This window comes from Streptomyces zagrosensis, assembly GCF_014203645.1.
Taxonomy (GTDB): Bacteria; Actinomycetota; Actinomycetes; order Streptomycetales; family Streptomycetaceae; genus Streptomyces; species Streptomyces zagrosensis.
The window spans coordinates 115,328-134,206 of sequence record NZ_JACHJL010000007.1; the positions used below are offsets into that span (position 1 = coordinate 115,328).

Annotated in this window: 15 protein-coding genes; 9 read left to right on the forward strand and 6 right to left on the reverse strand. The window is 71.8% G+C overall.

What is annotated here, in order from left to right:
* The first annotated feature begins 288 nt into the window (after positions 1 to 288).
* The gene (locus FHS42_RS15310) at positions 289 to 1,584 is read left to right on the forward strand and encodes an XdhC family protein (RefSeq protein WP_184572952.1); all 1,296 of its coding nucleotides are present in this window, start codon (positions 289 to 291) and stop codon (positions 1,582 to 1,584) included.
* A gap of 100 nt (positions 1,585 to 1,684) precedes the next feature.
* Here the strand turns inward: FHS42_RS15310 and FHS42_RS15315 are convergent, their stop codons facing one another.
* The 4 genes from FHS42_RS15315 to FHS42_RS15325 all read right to left on the reverse strand — a co-directional run bounded on the left by FHS42_RS15315 (position 1,685) and on the right by FHS42_RS15325 (position 6,160).
* Positions 1,685 to 2,869: an SRPBCC family protein gene (locus FHS42_RS15315; RefSeq protein ID WP_312866884.1), complete on the reverse strand. Its 1,185-nt coding sequence runs from the start codon at positions 2,867 to 2,869 to the stop codon at positions 1,685 to 1,687.
* The gene (locus tag FHS42_RS37070) at positions 2,862 to 3,512 is read right to left on the reverse strand and encodes a hypothetical protein (protein ID WP_246494832.1); all 651 of its coding nucleotides are present in this window, start codon (positions 3,510 to 3,512) and stop codon (positions 2,862 to 2,864) included. Before FHS42_RS37070 ends, FHS42_RS15315 begins: the two co-directional genes overlap by 8 nt.
* A gap of 513 nt (positions 3,513 to 4,025) precedes the next feature.
* Positions 4,026 to 5,582 (reverse strand): alkaline phosphatase D family protein, encoded by a 1,557-nt coding sequence (locus FHS42_RS15320; RefSeq protein ID WP_184572772.1) that lies wholly within the window; start codon positions 5,580 to 5,582, stop codon positions 4,026 to 4,028.
* Entirely contained in the window at positions 5,579 to 6,160 is a 582-nt protein-coding gene (locus FHS42_RS15325; RefSeq protein ID WP_184572773.1) for a phosphoesterase, read from the reverse strand. The genes FHS42_RS15320 and FHS42_RS15325 overlap by 4 nt, the downstream gene beginning before the upstream one ends.
* A gap of 456 nt (positions 6,161 to 6,616) precedes the next feature.
* Between FHS42_RS15325 and FHS42_RS15330 the strand changes: the two genes are divergently transcribed.
* The 4 genes from FHS42_RS15330 (at position 6,617) to FHS42_RS38620 (ending at position 11,951) form a co-directional block, all read left to right on the forward strand.
* Positions 6,617 to 7,438: a protein kinase family protein gene (locus FHS42_RS15330; protein ID WP_312866885.1), complete on the forward strand. Its 822-nt coding sequence runs from the start codon at positions 6,617 to 6,619 to the stop codon at positions 7,436 to 7,438.
* Positions 7,439 to 7,442: 4 nt separating this feature from the next.
* Positions 7,443 to 8,954 (forward strand): serine/threonine-protein kinase, encoded by a 1,512-nt coding sequence (locus tag FHS42_RS15335; RefSeq protein WP_184572775.1) that lies wholly within the window; start codon positions 7,443 to 7,445, stop codon positions 8,952 to 8,954.
* The gene (locus FHS42_RS15340; RefSeq protein ID WP_184572776.1) at positions 8,948 to 9,691 is read left to right on the forward strand and encodes an outer membrane protein assembly factor BamB family protein; all 744 of its coding nucleotides are present in this window, start codon (positions 8,948 to 8,950) and stop codon (positions 9,689 to 9,691) included. Before FHS42_RS15335 ends, FHS42_RS15340 begins: the two co-directional genes overlap by 7 nt.
* A 139-nt stretch (positions 9,692 to 9,830) precedes the next feature.
* Entirely contained in the window at positions 9,831 to 11,951 is a 2,121-nt protein-coding gene (locus FHS42_RS38620; protein ID WP_184572777.1) for a serine/threonine-protein kinase, read from the forward strand.
* Between the two features lie 171 nt (positions 11,952 to 12,122).
* Here the strand turns inward: FHS42_RS38620 and FHS42_RS15350 are convergent, their stop codons facing one another.
* On the reverse strand, positions 12,123 to 12,983 hold the full coding sequence (locus tag FHS42_RS15350; RefSeq protein ID WP_184572778.1) for an LLM class flavin-dependent oxidoreductase: 861 nt from the start codon (positions 12,981 to 12,983) through the stop codon (positions 12,123 to 12,125).
* Between the two features lie 224 nt (positions 12,984 to 13,207).
* Between FHS42_RS15350 and FHS42_RS38625 the strand changes: the two genes are divergently transcribed.
* Together FHS42_RS38625 and FHS42_RS15360 are read left to right on the forward strand one after the other, a co-directional pair.
* On the forward strand, positions 13,208 to 14,035 hold the full coding sequence (locus FHS42_RS38625) for an FAD-dependent oxidoreductase (RefSeq protein WP_184572779.1): 828 nt from the start codon (positions 13,208 to 13,210) through the stop codon (positions 14,033 to 14,035).
* Complete coding sequence (locus tag FHS42_RS15360) at positions 14,032 to 14,766, forward strand: DedA family protein (protein WP_184572780.1); 735 nt, start codon at positions 14,032 to 14,034, stop codon at positions 14,764 to 14,766. The genes FHS42_RS38625 and FHS42_RS15360 overlap by 4 nt, the downstream gene beginning before the upstream one ends.
* Here the strand turns inward: FHS42_RS15360 and FHS42_RS15365 are convergent.
* Positions 14,737 to 15,606: an ANTAR domain-containing protein gene (locus tag FHS42_RS15365; RefSeq protein ID WP_184572781.1), complete on the reverse strand. Its 870-nt coding sequence runs from the start codon at positions 15,604 to 15,606 to the stop codon at positions 14,737 to 14,739. The genes FHS42_RS15360 and FHS42_RS15365 overlap by 30 nt on opposite strands.
* Before the next feature lie 347 nt (positions 15,607 to 15,953).
* On the opposite strand from FHS42_RS15365, the gene FHS42_RS15370 reads away from it, so the two are divergent.
* Both FHS42_RS15370 and FHS42_RS15375 read left to right on the forward strand, forming a co-directional pair.
* Positions 15,954 to 17,060, forward strand: a complete 1,107-nt coding sequence (locus FHS42_RS15370; protein WP_184572782.1) for an NAD-dependent epimerase/dehydratase family protein — start codon at positions 15,954 to 15,956, stop codon at positions 17,058 to 17,060.
* 106 nt (positions 17,061 to 17,166) lie between these two features.
* Positions 17,167 to 18,834, forward strand: coding sequence for a phytoene desaturase family protein (locus tag FHS42_RS15375; RefSeq protein WP_184572783.1), 1,668 nt, complete (start codon positions 17,167 to 17,169; stop codon positions 18,832 to 18,834).
* Positions 18,835 to 18,879: the final 45 nt, after the last annotated feature.

Consider the following 18,879-nt stretch of genomic DNA (forward strand, 5'->3'; position numbering starts at 1 on the left):
CGGGTGCCCCATGAACCGCTGGAGACAGGCACCGTGACCCAGTCGCCAACAGAGCCACCGACCACGGCGCAGGACGCATGGCGATGGCGTACCCCCTGACGTGGCCGCAGGCTATGGGCATGCGCATCAGCTACGGCGCGGTGATCACGCTCCTGGTCGTCACCGGGCTCCGCGGGGTGATCATGAACGCCAACCCGATAGAGAACTGGCTCGGCGCGAAGTAACACGCCCGCGCCGGCCGCCCGCTCGTACGCACCATCGAGGCAAACGCCAAGGGAGATGAACACCATGCTGGACATCGCCGAGGAGCTCCACCGGTGGTGCGAGCGGGGGCTCGACTTCGCCGTCGCCACGGTGGTCGCCGTCAGCGGCAGCGCGCCCCGACTGCCCGGGGCCGCGCTCGCCGTGGACAGCCGGGGCGAGGCGGTCGGGTCGGTCTCTGGCGGGTGTGTGGAGGGGGCGGTATACGAGATGTGCGAGCGGGCCCTACACAGCGGCGAGAGCGCCGTCGAACGCTTCGGCTACAGCGACGAGGACGCCTTCGCCGTGGGCCTCACCTGCGGCGGTGTGATCGACATCCTGGTCACACCGGTGTTCCACGGCACCGGGCCGAAGAGCGCTGCGACCGCACCCTCGCCGGCCGGCGCTCCGCAGGCGGGTGCCTGCGCCGGCACTCCGCAAACACTCACCGAAGCGCTGGCCGTCGCCGCTCGCGGGCAGGCGGCGGCGGTCGCGCGGGTTGTCGCGGGCCCGGCCGACCTCATCGGCGGGGCCCTCCTCGTCCGACCCGGTGGCCAGTACACCGGCTCGCTCGGCGGCCACCTCGAACTCGACCGGACCGCAGCCTCCGAAACGGCCGCCCTACTCGACGCCGGCCGCACCGGCACCCGCACCCTCAGTGCGGCGGGCACCCGGTGCGGGCAGCCGGTCACCCTGCTGGTCGAGTCCAGTGTGCCGCCACCCCGCATGATCGTCTTCGGCGCCATCGACTTCGCGAGCGCGCTGACACGGGTCGGCAAGTTCCTCGGCTATCACGTGACGGTGTGCGACGCCCGCCCGGTCTTCGCCACCGCACGTCGCTTCCCGGACGCCGACGAGATCGTCATCGAATGGCCACACCGCTATCTGGACGCGCAGACGGAACGTACGGCTGAGCCGGTGACGGAGGCCGGGGCCGGGCCTGGGGCCGGGGCCGGGGCCGGGGCGCGGGAGTGTGGCCAGGGAATCGACGCCCGCACGGTGCTGTGCGTACTCACTCACGACGCCAAGTTCGACATCCCGCTGCTGGAACGCGCGCTACGGCTACCGGTCGGCTACGTCGGGGCCATGGGCTCGCGACGCACCCACCTGGATCGCCTGGACCGGCTGCGCGAAGCCGGTCTGACCGAGCGTGAACTGACCCGGCTACGTTCCCCGATCGGCCTGGACCTCGGTGCCCGCACGCCCGAGGAGACGGCCCTGTCCATCGCGGCCGAGATCGTGGCCAACCGCCGCGGCGGCAGCGGCATCCCGCTCACCGGCGCGCACACCCCGATCCACCACGACCCATCGGTACGCAGCGGGCGCCTCGGCTCGCTGGCCTGACCGGACAGGCCAGCGCCGGGCCGGGGCGCGCCACACAGGCGTGACGCCCCGACCCGGCGATCTCCTCCCCACCCCGGTCTTCAGCGGCCTCACGGCCGGCTCAGCGACGGGCCCCGGCGCTCTCCCGCACGTCCTGCGGGTCACGGTCTTCTGGGTCGGCCTCGTCCCCGTACTCGTCATCCGCGAGATCGTCGGCGTCGGCGTCGGCGTCGGCGTCCTCGCCCTCAAGCTCCGCGTGCGGGTCGGCGCCGACTTCGTCGTCCTCGTACTCGTCGTCGGCCTCGTCCTTGTAGGCACCCTCGCCCTGTTCGCCGCCGTCGAGGTCCTCGGGATCGGAGTCAGCGTCGCCGTCCTCGTCGTCCGCGGAGTCGTCCGCGTCCGCTCGGGCGTCGCGCTCGTCCGGGTCCTCGTGTCCGCCGCGGGGCTGCGATTCCTCTTCCTCCACGGCCTCCTCGTGGCTTTGGACGACCTCGCCATCCTCGACGGTGCCGCGCCAGCCATCCGTTGCCTCGCCGCGCGTCATGATGAAGGCGCGGTAGAGCTTGAGGTCGAGACGGGCCCGGCGGCCCTGTGCGCGCCAGAGGTTGCCGGTCTTCTCGAACAGGCCCTTGGGGAAGTATTCGAGGACCAGCAGCACCCGGGTGAGGTCGTCGGTGATGGGGTGGAAGGTCACCACACCCTTGACGGTTCCCTTGGCGCCCTCGGTGGTCCAGGTGATCCGCTGGTCCGGCACCTGCTCGGTGACGTTCGCCCGCAGACTACGGGTGGACTTGGCCACCTTCACCTTCCAGTTGCTGGTGGTGTCGTCCGTCTTCTCGACGCTGACGACGCCCTTGGCGAAGCGGCTGAACTCCTGGAACTGCGTCCACTGGTCGTACGCCTCGCGCACCGGCACACCCACGTCGATGTCCTCGACGATCACCACGCGCTTGGACGTACCACTGCCCCCAGGGCGGCCCTTGCCCTTGGCCTTACCGAATACGCTCTTGACCTTGTCCTTCACGGTCTCCCCGAGCTGCGACGCACCCGCGGACAGCGCTGCACGCGCCGGCGACTTGCCTTCGCTGAGCGCCTCACCGCCCTTGGCCAGCCCCTTGGTGAGGGCGCCGGCGCCCTGGCCGGGCTCGCCCAGACTGCTGACGCGTTGGCTCAGCCGGTCGCCGAGGGCGGATACGGCGTGTTCGGTACGGGCCTGGAGGTAGTTCCGCAGCTCCTCCTTGAGGTGCTCGGCGGCCGGGCTGCGGGTCACCTGGTCCTTGACGTTGTTGCCCTGTGCCTCAGCCACGGCCACCTCCCCGCTCGCTGGTCTTCCGCGGCGTCCTGGCGGTCTTCTTCCGCGTGTCCGACGTCTTCTCGCGAGCGGCGGAAGCGGTCTTTCGCGCGCTACCGGACGCCGTTTTCTTGGCGGTTCGGGGCGTCCGGGAGGCACGGGCCGACGCGCCGGAGGTCTGACGGGGGGCCTTCGTCCTCTTCTCCCGCGCGCCGCCCGCGCTCGGCTGCTCGTCCGCCGGTTCGTCGGCCTCGCCAGACTCTTCCGACTCTTCGGCTGCCTCCGGCTCATCGCGCTCGTCCGCGTCATCACGGGCGTCACCGTCGCGGGCGTCGTCGCGGGCCGTATCGTCATCGTCGCGCTGGCCGTCGAGGTCCAGCGTCCGTTCGTGCAGGGAGTCCGCCATGCTCGTCATGCGCCGAGTCAGCGCGGAGGTGGCCGCCGACTTTGTGGCATCCACCAGTTCCCCACGGACCTGCTCGTTGAGCGAGGAGAGCACCGGAGACTTGGCGGCCAACTCGGCGAGCTGCTTGGGATTGGTGCCCAGCTTCTTACCCGCCAGGAACATGCCCAGGCCGAGCGCCAGTTTCGCCTTCTTTGTACGCCCCAGGGCGTAGCCCCCGACGAGGGCCACACCTATCTTGGCGTTGTTGATCATCTCTGCTGCACCTCATTCTCCCGCGCTCAGAAGCGGGTTCGCGAACACCGCTGTCGGTCTTCGGCCGGGCCGAGGAGGCGAGTGCCCCGGGCGCGGGGACCTATGCGTGCGCCTCGAATCGCGCCGGGGCGCGGGGGCGGCGGGGGTACCGATAGGGCTGCGGCTTGGCCGGCCGCAGGTTCCCCTTTGGTAGGGAGGCGGTCGGAGCGCGTATCCCGGCATCCGTGCTGCTCACGGTCAAAGGCGGGTCGGTGCTGCACGCTGACGACCCGATGGGAGGGCGCTGGTTCCCTGCCGGGCCAGCGATTCAGGTGGTCCAGCGGGCCTTCGCACGGTTGGGCGCCCGCGTCTTCGCGTGATGGTGACTGATTGCCCGACCTGAAAGGGCCCCGGGCCCCGGGCCCCGAGGCCCCCGCGCTCAAGGCGCCGGCGCCCGCCCCATCCGGCCGCGCCCCCGCACACGGCCGCGCCCCCTGACGCGCCCGTGTGCGCTCCGGGCTTGCCCGTTACCCGCTACCGGTCCCTGCGGTACTGCGCCGCCGACCCCTTCGTGCCCTTGTCCTCGTACGCGCCCGCCGTGCCGCGGTCCACGTGGAAGGTGGTGAGGGTGGTGACGGGGGCGACCGGGTCGCGGCGGTCGGCGATGACGCGCATGTGGGTGCTCCAGCGCTTGGGTGTGACCTCGTGGATGTCGTAGCCGTAGCGGTTGCCCTCGAAATACTGGAGGTGGGGGTTGGCGGCGCCCATGAGCGGGCCGTTGGTCTTGTTCCACTCTGCGCTGTAGGCACCCGATGTGACGGAGTGGGCCGTGAACTCGGTGCCGATGACCGGGGACGAGGTGTCGTCGTAGTCGGGCCTGATGTCATCGACGAAGGCCGAGTGCCAGTCGCCGGTGATCACCACGAGGTCCTCAAGTCCGGCGTCGTGCACCCGCGTCAGCACCTCCTTGCGTTCGGTGAGGAAGCCGTCCCACTGGTCGGTGAACATATAGCCGCCGCCCGGCCTGCCGCGGAGTTGGCTGAGCATGATCGAGTTGGCCCAGCAGTGCCAGGCGTCTCCGGCGTTGCCCAGGCCGCGTCCCAGCCACTCCTTTTGTTGGGCGCCCAGGATGGTGCCGTCCGGCAGGTTCTGTGCGGAACGGTAGGAGCGCAGGTCGAGAATGGTCAGCTCCAGCAGGTCGCCCCAGCGCCGCAGCCGGTGGATCTCCGGGTCCGGCAGCGCCGAGTTGCCGGCGTCACGGTGGGGCATGTGCTCGTACCAGGCCTGGTACGCGGCGGCTCGCCGCTGCATGAACGGCGCCCCGCCACCGGTGCCGCTGTAGTCGTTGACCACCTCGTGGTCGTCCCAGGTCAAAAACCACGGATGGGCGGCGTGCGCCTCGCGCAGCGACGCATCGCCCTTGTACAGCGCGTGCCGTACGCGGTAGTCGGCGAGGGTGAGCACCTCGGGCGCGTTGTGGTCGCGCACATGGTCGCCGCCGACTGGGCCGTGCTCGTAGATGTAGTCGCCCAGGTGCATCACGAAGTCCACGTTCTCGCGGGCGATGCCCCGATGTGCCGCGTAGAAGCCGTCGTGGAACGCCTGGCAGTTGGCGGCGGCGAAGCGGACCTTCGAGACGCGGCCAGTTGGCGCGGTCTTGGTGCGGCCGACTCGGCTGCGCTTGCCAAGGGCCCGGAAGCCGTACCAGTAATGGCGCCCCGGGCGCAGGCCGTGAACGGGCACGTGCACGCTGTGGCCGAGGGTGGCCGACGCCGCGACGGTGCCGCTCGCCACCACTCGCCGCAGCTCGCGGTCCTGCGCTACGACCCAGTGGACTTCGACGATTTCCGGGAGCTTTTGTTCGGCGGCCAGCGGCTCGGGCGCGAGTCGGGTCCACAGCACGACGCTGTGCGGCTGCGGGTCACCCGATGCGACGCCGAGGGTGAACGGGGCCGGGTCGTAGTCCGCGCCCAGTGCCTCGGCGGCCTCCCGGGCCTGGGCGGGCGAGAGTCCGGCGCTGAGCGGCCAGACGACGTTGAGGGCGCCGGCGGCGGCAGCCGCCTTGAGCAGGTCACGGCGGTTGAGGTTCACGCCCGGCCTCCACGGTGATGGGTGAGGGTGAGGGACAGGGCGTCGGCGTAGCCGTCGTTGGAGGTGCCACCGCCGGAGCGGGTGAAGACGAGCAGGAGCCGCGCCGTACGTGACCTGGGTGGCACCGTGCCCGTGCTCGTACGCTCCACCAGGCCCGTACGGTTTTCGCGTTCGCCCGCGGCCACGGGGCCGAGTACGGCGAGGGCGAGCGGCGTCCCGTGGGCGTCGCGGAACTCGACGGAGAAGCGGGCACCGTCCTGCTGCCCCGCATAGCCGCCTAGCCAGGCGGCGGCGGTGAAGCGCACGGCACATTGATCGACCGCACGCCGCCCGGTGCGACCGTGTCTGGGCAGCCTGACGTCTTGGACCAGTGCCGTACGCGGGGAGTTGCCGCCGGAGAAGAACCGGCTGCCGCGTCTGGCGGGCCCGGGGTCGGCCGGCGAGGGGTAGCCGCCGCCGATGTCGTAGCCGATGAGCGCGGGCGCTCCCTGCGTGACGGCCCAACCGGTTACCGATGCGACCGGCTCGACATTGCCGCCGGGCCCCGCCTCGGCATCGCCATTGACCACCAGGTTCATCCGCGCCTCCAGGTGCTGAGGTGACGCGGGTGCGTCACGCGCCAGGCATCCCACCAGGGGCGCATGAACGGCGGGCGGCCTGCGGCGGAACGGGCCATGGCCGCACCTCGGGGCGCCGGATGGACTTCTTCCGTTTCCCGTCTGGGCAGGTCAGCCCACCGCCAGGGCTGTCAGCGCGGTTGGCTCGCGGAGAAATACGAGGCAGCAGCATGGGCGCATGTGCGAGCCTTCGTCTCTCAGACGCCGACCGGGTGGCCCCAGTAACCGTTGATGACGCCCCCACACACCCCGCGCCCCGCCCCCGCCCCCGCGGGACGCCGGCTGCGGACGCGCAGGTAGGCTCGCCTGTCGGTGCTGGCTAAGGGGGCGGCGATGGAAGGGCTACGGCACAGCGACCCGCCACGAATCGGAGAGTACGTCACGCTTGCCCGATTGGACGCAGCGAGCGATAGACGTGTGGCACCCGACCGCCGCTACGTGGCGCGCAGCGCGGACGGGGCACGCACCGTGCTGATGAGCCTGCCCGCGCCGGGCGCAGACCCGGGCCGCTGGGCTGCCGAGGCACGCTGGGCCAACCAGTTGACGCAGCCCGGGTTCTGGCCGGTGGCGCAGGTCGGGGGCACCGCGGCCTTTCCCTGGCACGCCACTCCTTACCGCCCCGTCCTGCCCCTGACCGCGGCCATCGCCGCACACGGCGGCCCACTGCCCGAGGAGTCCGTGCGCGTTATCGGCGCAGCGTTGGCCGAGGCGTTGGCGTCGGCACATGTGCTAGGCGTGTCCCACGGGGGCGTTAGCCCTGCCACGGTCCTGCTCACCGCGTACGGGCCGCTGCTGGCCTGCCTCGGAGCGACGCGCATAGCGGCGCTCCACGACCCAGCGGCGCGCGCAGCGGCGCCCGAGGGCACACCGCACGCCGAGCTGCCCGGCCTCGATCGAGGGTGCGTGGCGCCCGAGCAGTTCGCGGGCCAAGCCGTCGATCCGCCGGGCGATGTGTACGCGCTGGGTGCGGTCCTTGCGTATGTGGCGACCGGACATACCGTTCCGGAGCAGGTCGAGATCCCTGCCGGGCTGCGCACGGTGATCACGGCCTGTCTTGCGCGGGTCCCGGGGGAGCGGCCCGAGCCGGTGCGCGTCATGCAGGAGTTGGCGCCGGGCGCCGCGTACGGAACCCATGTCGAGCGCAGCGAGCCCATGTCGCTGCCGGGCCGCGTTGTTGCGGCGCTGTCCGAGCAGGCGGCGCGCGTGCTCGCCATGGAAATGCCTGCGAAGGTGCGTTGAGCCCTTGCCGTCCGCTCTGCTCCACGACGACCCCCACACCATCGGGCCCTACCGGCTGCTGGCCCGGCTCGGCGCCGGTGGCATGGGCACGGTCTATTTGGCCCGCACCGCTGGCGGGTGCACCGTGGCCGTCAAGGTGCTGCACCATCGGCTGGCCTCCGACCCGGCGGTACGCAGCCGTTTCCGGCTTGAGGCGGATGCGGCGCGCGTCATCGGTGGCCGGCACGGCGCCGCCGTCCACGACGCGGACCCGTCCGCGCCTGGGCCCTGGCTGGCGACCGAGTACGTGATCGGCCCGCCGTTGGATGACGCGGTGAAGACCGGTGGCGCCTTTCCTGAGCTCGCCGTGCGGGTGCTGGGCGCTGCCCTGGCGGAGGGGCTGGGGCAACTCCACCGCTCGGAGGTGGTGCACCGCGACCTCAAGCCGGCCAACGTCATGGTGACGACGTCAGGACCGAAGATCATCGACTTCGGGATCGCCCGGGCTGTTGGCGAGGAGCCGCTCACCCATGTCGGCAACGCCATGGGAACCCCTGCCTTCATGTCGCCTGAGCAGGCCGCGGGTGCGGAACACACCGCGGCGGGCGATGTGTTCGCGCTCGCCGGCGTACTCGTCTTCGCCGTCTCCGGACACGGTCCCTTCGGCGCGGGGCAGCCCACCGACTTGCTGTACCGCGTCCGGTACGCAGATCCGGACCTCGGCGGGGTGCCCCCAGAGCTCGTGCCCGTACTCGTGCGCTGCCTGGCCAAGAGCCCGGCGGACCGCCCGACGACCGGGGAGTTGGCCGCCGCACTCACCGAAGGCGCCACACTCATCCAGGGCTCAGCAGACTCAGCAAGCACAGCAAGCACAGCAAGCACAGCCCCGCGCCGCTTCGTGGACGTGCTGCCGGACGCTGTGCTACGCGAGATCGCACGGCGCGGTGAACACGTATGGCGGCCGGCCCCGCCCCGGCTGCCGCCCCCGCCTCCCGAGGCGCCGCCGGGGGCCGCCCCGAACCGCCCCGGCATGTCGCGGCGCCGGATGATGGCGGTGACCGCCGGCGCGGTGCTTGCCGGCGCCGGCCTGGCGGGCGGCGGCGCGTATGCCCTGCTCGGCGGCCGGGACGGCACGGACCGTGCGGACGGCAGCGACGGCAGCGACGGCAGTAACGGGGATGCCACGAAGCAGCCGAAGGGCATGCCACCGCCGCCCCGGATATGGACGTTCCCGGTGCGCCGCCCGGACGCATGGGGTGACGTCCTGCTGACCGAGCACGGGTTGGCCATCCCGGCGGGGATCGTGCTGACCGGCGTCAACGCCGAAGCGGCGTGGGTACTTGGCAGACGAACATGTCCGATGGGTGGCGGTGGGCCACCGACGGCACGAAGGTGTACGCGCTGCGCGAGCATGACGAGGGCGACCGGCTCGCCCTGTGCGAGATCGCCCCCACCGATGGCGCACTGGGCAAACCGTTGGTCGAGACGGCGGATTTCGCCGGCGATGAGGCCCGCAATCAACTGCTGTGTGTGGTGAAGGGCAGCGCCTACCTGGTGGCGCGCGCCTCCTCCGGGGGCCAGTGGCACCTGCTCGCCTTCGACCTGCGCACTGGCCGACAACGTTGGCGCGAGCCGGTGGCGGAGCCGGAGGACGCACGCCGACCACCGATGCTGTGCGGCGCGGTACGCGGCGACCAACTGCTGCTGTGCCGGGGCCTGCCGGACACCGATATGTTCGAGCTGTCCGCCCACGCCCTCGCCGATGGACAGAAGCGCTGGTCGCTTCACGAAAGCTCCGAGGGTGCGCCCCCCAGCCAACTCGCCCACGACGAACGGCACCTCTACCTCACCGGCACGTCGCTCCAGGCCTACCGGCTCTCCGACGGCGGCTCGGAGTGGCTGTTCGGCGAGCCGCGGGACGTCGGCAGCAGTGCGGGCGAGACCCGACTGTACGGGGCGCCCACCGTGCGGGACGGCGTCGTCTACTGCTCGGAGGGCGACCGTGGGGTGGTCGCCGTGGACGCCATCACGGGCAGCATCAACTGGCTGGAGAAGGATCTGAAAGGCAGGAGCCTGAACCGTGAGGTGCCGCCGGTGGTCGGCGCGAAGTATGTCTACAGCCTCGACGACAAGGGACTGCGCGCCGTGGACCTGCGCACGCGTCGCGCGGTGTGGACGTTCGAGACCGACGCGACCGTCCTGACCGCCGACCATCAGCGAGGCCGCCTGTACGCCCGCGAACTGCGGCAGACGTTCGCCCTGCCACTCGCCTGAGCGCCGGCCGCCCCCGGCACCTGTCGCCCCCACTCATAACCCGCAACCCGTCGCACACCACCTGGCACCCGCCACCCACCACCAAGACACCCGCCACCCACCACCAAGACACCCGTAGCCCACCAGGAAGGGACGCCGCGTGCAGCCGCTCGGCCTCGGAGATCCACTCCGCCTCGGCCCGTACCGCATAGCCGGCGTGCTCGGCCAGGGCGGCATGGGCAAGGTCTACCTCGGGCGGGACGCGACGGGGCAGGCTGTCGCGGTGAAGGTGCTGCTGCCCGACCTGGTGAATGACGGGAATCTCACGGAGCGCTTCGTTCGGGAGGCGCAGACCGCGCGCGCAGTGACCAGCGACGGTGTGGCCCGGGTACTCGGCGCGCAACTGGAGTCTGGACGGCCATGGATCGCGACCGAGTTCCTCGCCGGGCCCACGTTGGATGACGCGGTACGCCGGTACGGGCCGTTCGGTGACGCCCTGATACGGGAGGTCGCCCGTTCCTTGGCCAGCACGCTCCGCGACATTCATGCCACCGGCCTGGTCCACCGCGACCTCAAGCCGTCCAATGTGGTGCTGACCTCGGGCGGACCACGGATCATCGACTTCGGCATCGCCAGGCCTGAGCACGGTCTGACGCTCACCCAGACCGGCCAGGTCCCGGTCACCCCGGGATACGGAGCGCCGGAGCAGGTGCTGGGGCGGCGCGTCGGGCCGGCGGCGGACATCTTCTCGCTCGGCGCGGTCCTCGCCTTCGCCGCAACGGGCCGGCCGCCGTACTCGGGTGCGGCGGTGGCGGCGCTGCTGTACGAGGTGGTGCACGGCACCCCCGATGTGGAGTTGGTCCCCGCCCCGGTGCGGCACCTGATCGAACCGTGCTTCGCCAAGGACCCGGTCGCCCGGCCGCTGCCCGAGTGGGTCGCCGACGCCGCCCAACCACCCCACGGCTCCGAACGGCTGTGGACCATCGGCCCGTTGGCCGACGAGATTCGGGGCCTTGAGGCCGCGGCCCGGCGCCTGGTGGGGGACGAAGGACCGGCCGGCCCCCGACCGGGCCACGCCCCGGACCTACCAGCAGGCGGCGCCCGCCCCGCCCGCCGCCGGCTGCTGCTGGCCCTGGCCGGTGGGGGCGCCGTGCTGGCGGCCGGCGCGGGTGGAGTGGCGTGGTGGCTCACCGATCGCAGCGGAGGCGGCGGGGGTGGCGGCGCGCGGTCCAACCCGTTCGATGTGCCGCCAGCCGTGGACGTACGGCCCGCGCAACTCGGCTCCGACACCGGGACGCCGCAACCCCTGTGGGGCCCGGTGCAGGGAGTGGCCGACGCCGGGTCGCCGCCGCCGTTGCCGGTGCGGGACGTCGTGGTGTTCGCGGCGGCCGGCGGCGGCATCGCGGCCCACCGGGTCACGGACGGGACGCAGCGATGGCGGGCGGGCGCCGCGCACGCCGCCGCCGGCTATCTGTCCATCGCCGACCGGCTCGTGGTCACCGCGGATGCGGACGGCGTGCTGCGTACCTACGTCGCCTCGACCGGCGAACCCAAGTGGACCGCCGACGTACGGGCGAGCGCCCTGTTGGCCGCGGACGCCGACCACGTCTACGCGCTGACGTCCGAAGGCGCCCTGGTCTGCGTGGCGACGGCCGACGCAGGCGTGCGCTGGACGCGCCCCCCTGCCTTGCCGCTGCCCGGCGGGCGTCCGGCGGCGGCGCTCGGTGCGGGTGTCCTGGTGGTGTGCGGTGCCTCGGGTGACGTGGTCGCGGTGCGCGCCAAGGACGGTGCCAAGGCATGGGTGCGTAAGGGACAGGCCGCCGCCGCCCTGGCCCCCGCCATCGACGGCGGCACCGTCTTCCTCGGCGGTCACACCTTCGCGGGGGTGCGCGCAGGCGACGGCAAGGAACTGTGGAGCCGGGAACCACTGCACACCGTGCGGCGCGGGTCGTACGGCTGGGGTCCGCCCACGGTGGCGGGCGGCGAGGTGTTCACCCTGGACAGCGAGGCACTGCGCTACCTCCGCCCGAACGGCGAGGACGCCAGACCCGTGTCGTTCGTTGCGGGGGCGGCACCGCCTTGGCAGCCACCCGTCGTGCAGGCAAACAGCGTATGGGTGGTCGAAAGCCAGGGACCCGGTGTGAGCGGTCTACCGCGCTCCACCCGCAGCCTCGCCCAGTCCTACCCGCTCACGGGCGGCCGGGGCCGCACGGCCGCGGGCAGCGGGAACCGGTTGTTCGTCCTCAACACCGAGACGCTGCTTGCGCTCCCGGTCTTCTAGCTCCCGGACTGCTGCCGGACTGCTGGACGTGCGCACGCACGGGGCGGGGAGCCCTCCATGTTCACGAGGGCCACGAGGGCCACGAGGGCCACGAGGGCCCGAGGGCCACGGGGATGCTGCCGGTAGGCGGAGAGGGTCGCTGGGCAGGTGAGGGCTGCGGGGTTCCGATGGCTAGAGGGCCGGCGGGCCCTGCTCGATGCGGCGCATGAGGGGAGCGAGCCGGTCGAGTTCCTCGTGAATGGGGCGCCGTTCGTCCCACCAGGTGGCGCCCGCGTCGATCAGCGGCCCGAGCAGGTCGCGTGCGTGCGCCGGGTCGGTGGGGCTGGCGCCGCCGATGACGATATCGAACGGTTGGTCCCGCAGTGCGCCGCGATGCTCCCGGACATAGCCAACCAGATCGCGTACCTCATCGACGGACGGCGTTTGGCCATGCTTGGCCGAGTTGAAGAGCGGGATCGCGCCTTCCCACCGAGCGGCCCGCCGCATCGGGGGGCGATGCGGCCAAAAGCCGGCGACCCAGATGGGCACCCGCGGACGCTGCACCGGCGTGGGCAGCAAGGTCACGTCCTCGACCTGATAGTGCCGCCCGTGGTGGGTCACCGACTCGCCCGACCAGTAGCGGGTCAGCAACTCCAGGCCCTCATCCAGGCGTTCGGCGAGCACCTTGGGGTTGGTGGACTCGCCGAAGCTGCCGTACTCGTCCTCGATCGGCCCGCCAAGACCCACGCCCAGGATGACCCGCCCGCCGCTCAGCACGTCCAGGGTGGACACCTGCCGGGCGAGCTGCTGCGGTCGCCGCCGGGCAACCGGGGTGACCATGGGCCCGAGCGCGATCCGCGTGGTGGCCAGGGCCGCCGCGGTCAACAGCATCCAGGGGTCCCCGAACGAGCGGCGCAGCCGTTTCTCGTGCACCACGTGGTCCCAGACGAACAGAGCGTCCCATCCGGCTTCTTCCGCCGCTGTTGCCACCGTCGCCACAGTCCGCGGATCGGCGAAGTCTCCGAAGTTCGGGATGTTGAGGGAAAAGCGCATTCTGGCATGGTCCTCCAGGGCACAAGAGGCGGCAACCGCAATACCCGCCTGGCCGCCCGGCACTTGACCCCGATGCTTAGCCTTTCGGTGTCTGGCCCCCCGGCACCTGGTTCATGGCCGGTGTTCGGTGGCCCGCCGAATGGCCGTGCTTACCAGGGAGCGCAGCCAGGCGTGGGCCCGATCGTCCTCGTACCGCTGATGCCACGCGACGATCACGGGCACCGGTGCCGCATCGAGGGGGAGGGGAAGCAGGCGGAGCCCGAGCTCATCCGCAGCCGGGCGGCGAGGAGCGAACCTGTGACCTGCTCGTCGGCGCCGATGGCAGCTGGTCGCGGGTCCGGCCCCTGCTGACCGATGCCACGCCGACGTACACCGGTGTGAGCTTCATCGAGATCAGCATCGCGGAGGTCGAGCGCCGCCGGCCCGCGCTGTCGCGGCTGGTCGGCCACGGCAGCCTCTTTGCCTTCGCGGACGGCAAGGCGCTCATGGCGCAGCGCAACGGGGACGGTTCGGTCCGTACCTATGTCGGACTCAGCGTCCCCGAGGACTGGTTGACCACCTCGGGAATCCGCTGCGACCACCCCGCCCAGGCTCGCACCGCACTTCTCGGTCACTTCGCCGACTGGGCACCGCAGTTGACCGACCTCATCCGCTACTGCGACGACGCCTTCTTGCCCCGTCCACTCCTGATGCTCCCGGTCGGCCTGCGCTGGCCCACCCGGCCGGGGGTCACCCTGCTCGGCGATGCGGCCCACCTCATGTCGCCGTTCGCCGGCGAAGGGGCCAACCTCGCCCTCCAGGACGCCGGCGAACTCGGCCTCGCCATCGCAGAGTCGGGCGGCGCCGGCATCGCCGTACTGGAGAGTTACGAGCAGGCGATGTTCGAGCGCGCCACCCCGCACGCCGCACAGTCCGCTGCCAACCTCGAACTCTGTTTCTCTCCCGACGGCGCTCGCGCGATGGGCGCACTACTCAAGGAACAGGACGGCGGCGGCAAGGGCGGCGACGCACCGCTGTCTCAGTCGTCTCGCTTACCGCAGGCGGCACGGTGATCGACTGGATGCACATGGCCGAAACGCTGATCGCGTCCCCGTGGTTCTACGGCGTGCTCATCGCGGTGTCCCTGCTCGACTCCTTCTTGCCCCTCATACCGAGCGAGCCCGTCATCGTCGTCGCGGGCGTGTACGCGGCGAGCGGCGACACCCATCTCCTCGCCTGCATCGCTGCCACGGCACTCGGCGCGTTCTTGGGCGACCTGATCCCCTACCTCCTCGGCCGCCTGGTGGCAGAGCGCATCCGCGCCCGCCTGCGCCCCGGAACCAAGCGCCGGCGGGCGCACGACTGGATCGCTGGCTCACTGGCGGCTCGCGGCGGCTATGTGCTGATGACCTCCCGGTTCATTCCCTTCGGGCGCTATCTGGTCACCGTCTCGGCCGGCATGGTCGGCTACCCGTGGCGCAGATACGTCTGCTTCGCCGCCGTCGCGGGGCTGTGCTGGAGCACGTACACCGTGCTGATCGGCTACGTCGGCGGCGCCCTGTTCCAGGAGAACGACCTGGTGGCCGTGGGGGTGGGCCTGGGGCTCGCGTTCTTGCTGAGTGGCGTGATCGAGGCAGTGCGCTACGTCCGCAGGCGGCGCTCGGCGCGGCACAACCCGGCTGGGGAGCACGGCCATGCCGTGGGCCCCGATCTTGCCGGGAAAGCCGATCTTGCCGGGGAAGCCGACTTCGCGGCAGGGCCTGACCTCGCGGCCCTACCGGCGCCGCGCGGGCGCGGCTTTTGAGTTGCGCGCCGTGGCATGTAGGTACTCCAGCGCGTCGATGACCACGGTGCGGTCGTACCAGAACAGCCAGCGCCCGGCCTGGCGCCCGACGCGCTCCATGGCGTCGATTTGGGCGGTGGACAGGGGGCGCAGGACGTGATCGAGGTGGGCGGACACCATGCCCAGGCATACGCCGGAGTCGCTGGTCAGCGGCACGCTGTGGGCGGCCTTGCTGCCCGCGGCCAAAATCACCCGGCGCGCATCCTCGGTGAACACCGGCTCCTGCTCCACATCGTGCACGGTGATCTGCCTGTTCTCCTTCGCGGCCCGCGCGCAGGAGGTGCCATCTGCTCCGACGAAGTGGAAGAAGCGTACGAAGTCGGAGTTCAGGCCCACGTGCTTGGCCATCCGCAGTCCGCGTGCGGGTCGGTCGGCGAGTTGCACATTGCCCATGGTCGTATCGGTGATGGCCAGCACCTGGGAGAGAACGGCATCCAGCACGGCGCCCCGGTTGAGGTGACCGGGATCGTCGAGACCGAGGTGGTCCAAGGCCGGCGGGACGCGGCGGGTGCGCCCCGGAAACCACAGGTCTCGGTTCTCGTCCGGGCGCGGCGCCGCGACCAGCGCCTCCGCCAACGCGCGTAGCTTGACGTTGCGCCGCTGGGAGACGTGCTGCAACAGCGCGAAGGCGCTTTCCACGTCCGCGAGCCGGTAGCGCTCCTGCACCACCCCCTGGGCCTGGGCTATCAGTGGCCAGGCCACCGTGCGGGCCCGCAGGTGGTGGACTTCCTCACGCAACCGCTCCAACTCTTCCCGGTCGTCCTCGGTGACCTCGGCGCCCGTCCTGCACGTGTCGGTCATGGCCCGCACCCGCCCCTTCCTCGCTACCCCGTCGGTTCTGGAAGCCGATCCTCTACCCCGCGCCGCTCCCAGCATGCCCACGGTGTGCGCCAGCGCGGGCAGGCCGGTGTACTCCTCTGCTGCCTGCGCGCTAGCTGCTGCGTCTGCCTGGTCGGCGCAGGTCAAAGGCCCTACCAGCCCCCTACACCGGCGGCGCCCAGCGCGAGCCTTGGCCCCGTGGCCGTTTCCGTGCAGGGGCCTGGGGTACCCGGAAACCCGTGACGGGGCCTGCTCAGTCGTGAGCAGGTGCGCACGGGCGAAATGCGGGCATAAAACGGGTGAAACGCGGCGAAAGGGGACCCGTCAGCATGGGCCAGGCCAGCACAGCGGGCGCCACCGATGGGCCAGGGCCGCGCGCCGGCTCCTTGCGGGTGGTCGTCACCGGAGCCAGCGGCAACATCGGAACCAGCGTCGTACGCTCGCTCGCCGACGATCCGAACGTGGCCTCCATCCTCGCCCTGGCCCGCCGCCGGCCCGACTGGACCGCGCCCAAGACCACCTGGGCGAGCGTGAACGTCGCCGAAGACCCCGACCTCGCGGCGCACTTCGCGGGCGCCGACGCCGTCATCCATCTGGCCTGGCTGTTTCAACCCACCCGCGCCCCCGCCATGACCTGGCACAACAACGTCATCGGCAGCGAACGAGTCTTTAGGGCCGTTGCCGCGGCCCACGTACCCGCCCTCGTCCACGCCTCCTCCGTGGCCGCCTACGCACCAGGGCCCAAGGACCGCGCCGTGGACGAGGGGTGGCCAGCACACGGTTGGCCGGAGTCCGCGTACTGCCAAGAGAACGCCTATGTGGAGCGGCTGCTCGACCACTTCGGCCACGAGCACCCCGAGGTACGCACGGTGCGGCTGCGTCCCGGAATCATCGTCAAGCCCGAGTCGGCCAGCCAGCAGCGCCGCGTGTTCGTCGGCCCGTTCCTGCCCGGCGCCCTGCTCCATCCGCGGTTCCTGCGGGTGCTGCCGGACGTGCCCGGGCTGCGCTTTCAGGCCCTGCACACCGAGGACGCGGCGCGGGCGTTTCACCTGGCGGCGGTGCGCCCGGTAGCGGGGGCGTTCAATGTGGCGGCCGATCCGGTCGTCGATGCCCCGATGCTGGCCCGAATGTTCGGATCACGCGTCGTACGGGTTCCGCACCGTCTCGCGCGGGCGGCGGTGGACACCGCGTGGCAGCTGCGGCTGCTGGCCTCACCAGGTGGGCTCTTCGAGGCCGTACTGCGCTTCCCGCTCATGGACACCACCCGGGCCAGGACCGAACTGGGCTGGGAGCCCGCGCACACCTCGGAAGAGGCGATCACCGCGTTCCTGACCGGACTGCGGCACGGAGCGGGAATGGCGACGCCCCCGCTGGCGGCGGATTCCCCCGGCGGTCGGCTGCACGAGGTGGTCACCGGCATCGGCAGGCGCCCATGAGCGGGGGGCGTGCCGAACGTGCCGAACACGCCGAACACACCGAACACACCGAACACACCGAGCCAGGCCGTACCGCGGGCCGACTACACGCGATGGGGGAGCGGTCATGACCACAACGCCCGACGCGGTGATCGTGGGCTCGGGGCCCAACGGTCTGGTAGCGGCCAATGTGCTCGCCGACGCCGGCTGGCACGTCCTCGTGCTGGAGGCCCAGCCGCATCCAGGAGGCGCCGTACGCAGCGATCGCGGCGTACACCCGAACTACGTGAACGACGTGTTCAGCTCCTTCCACCCGCTGGCCGTCGCCTCGCCCGCCATCCAAGCCCTGCACCTGGAGCGTTGGGGCCTGGCCTGGAGCCACGCCCCCGCCGTGCTGGCCCACCCCCTGGCCGATGGGCGCTGCGCCGTACTGCACCGGGACCGGGAGCGCACCGCCGCGGGCCTGGACGACTTCGCTAGTGGCGACGGGGCGGCGTATCTGCGCCTGACCGACCTGTGGGAGCGGCTTGGCCCCGACCTGATGCAGGCGCTGTTCACCCCCTTCCCGCCGGTCCGCTCGGGGCTGGCGCTGGCGGCCAAGCTGCGGGCCGCCGGTGGCATGCGGCTGTTGCGCATGCTGACGATGCCGGTGCGCCGCCTGGGCGCAGAGGAGTTCACCGGAGTCGGGGGGCCGCTCCTGCTCGCCGGCTGCGCCCTGCACGCCGACCTGTACCCCGAGTCGGCGGGCAGCACCGCCTTCGGCTGGCTGCTGGCCATGCTCGGTCAGCAGTACGGCTGGCCGGTGCCGGTCGGCGGCGCGAGCGCACTCACCGACGCCCTGGTACGGCGCCTTGAGGCACAAGGTGGCCAGGTGCGCTGCTCCAGTGCCGTGCGGAAGATCGTGATCAGGGAAGGCCGGGCCGTGGGCGTGGTCACGGCGGACGGCACGAAGGTCGGCGCCGGGCGAGCCATCCTCGCGGACGTATCGGCGCCCGCGCTGTACGGCCACCTCGTGGACCGCGAACTCCTACCGGCCCGGCTACGCGACGACATCCGCCGCTTTCACTGGGACTACGCCACCTTCAAGGTGGACTGGGCGCTGAACGGGCCCATCCCGTGGACCGCACCCGATGCGGTCGGCGCGGGCACCGTGCACCTGGCCGAAGGCATGGACCACATGACGCGCTACAACGCACAGCTGTCCACCGGCCATATCCCCGACCGGCCCTACGCACTGCTCGGGCAGATGACCACCGCCGACCCCAGCCGCTCCCCGCGCGGCACCGAAGCAGCCTGGTCGTACACACACCTGCCACAGCGCACAGCCGGCGACGCGGGCGATGCCAGGCTGACCGGCCGGTGGGGCCCGGGCGAACGGGAGCTCATGGCGGAGCGCGTCGAAGCCGAGGTCGAACGGCTCGCCCCCGGCTTCCGCGACCGCATCACGGCGCGCCGCATACTCGCCCCGCCGGACCTGGAAAGCCGTAACGAAAGCCTGCACAACGGTGCGGTCAACGGCGGCACGGCCGCCGTCCACCAGCAACTCTTCTTCCGCCCCGTGCCGGGCACCGGGCGCCCCGAGACCCCGTTCACCGGCCTGTATCTGGCCTCGGCCTCCGCGCACCCGGGCGGCGGCGTGCACGGGGCGTGCGGGGCCAACGCCGCCCGCGCGGTGCTGCGCGCGCAGCGCCCCGTGGTGCGCCATGCGCTGGCGCCGGGTTGGGCGGCGCTGCAACGGGCCTTCACCTCGGGAAGCGAACCCACACACCGCGAGCGCCCGGCCGCCCCACCGTGACGTCCCACGTGGCCACCCCGGACCCCACCCATCTCGGCACCTCGG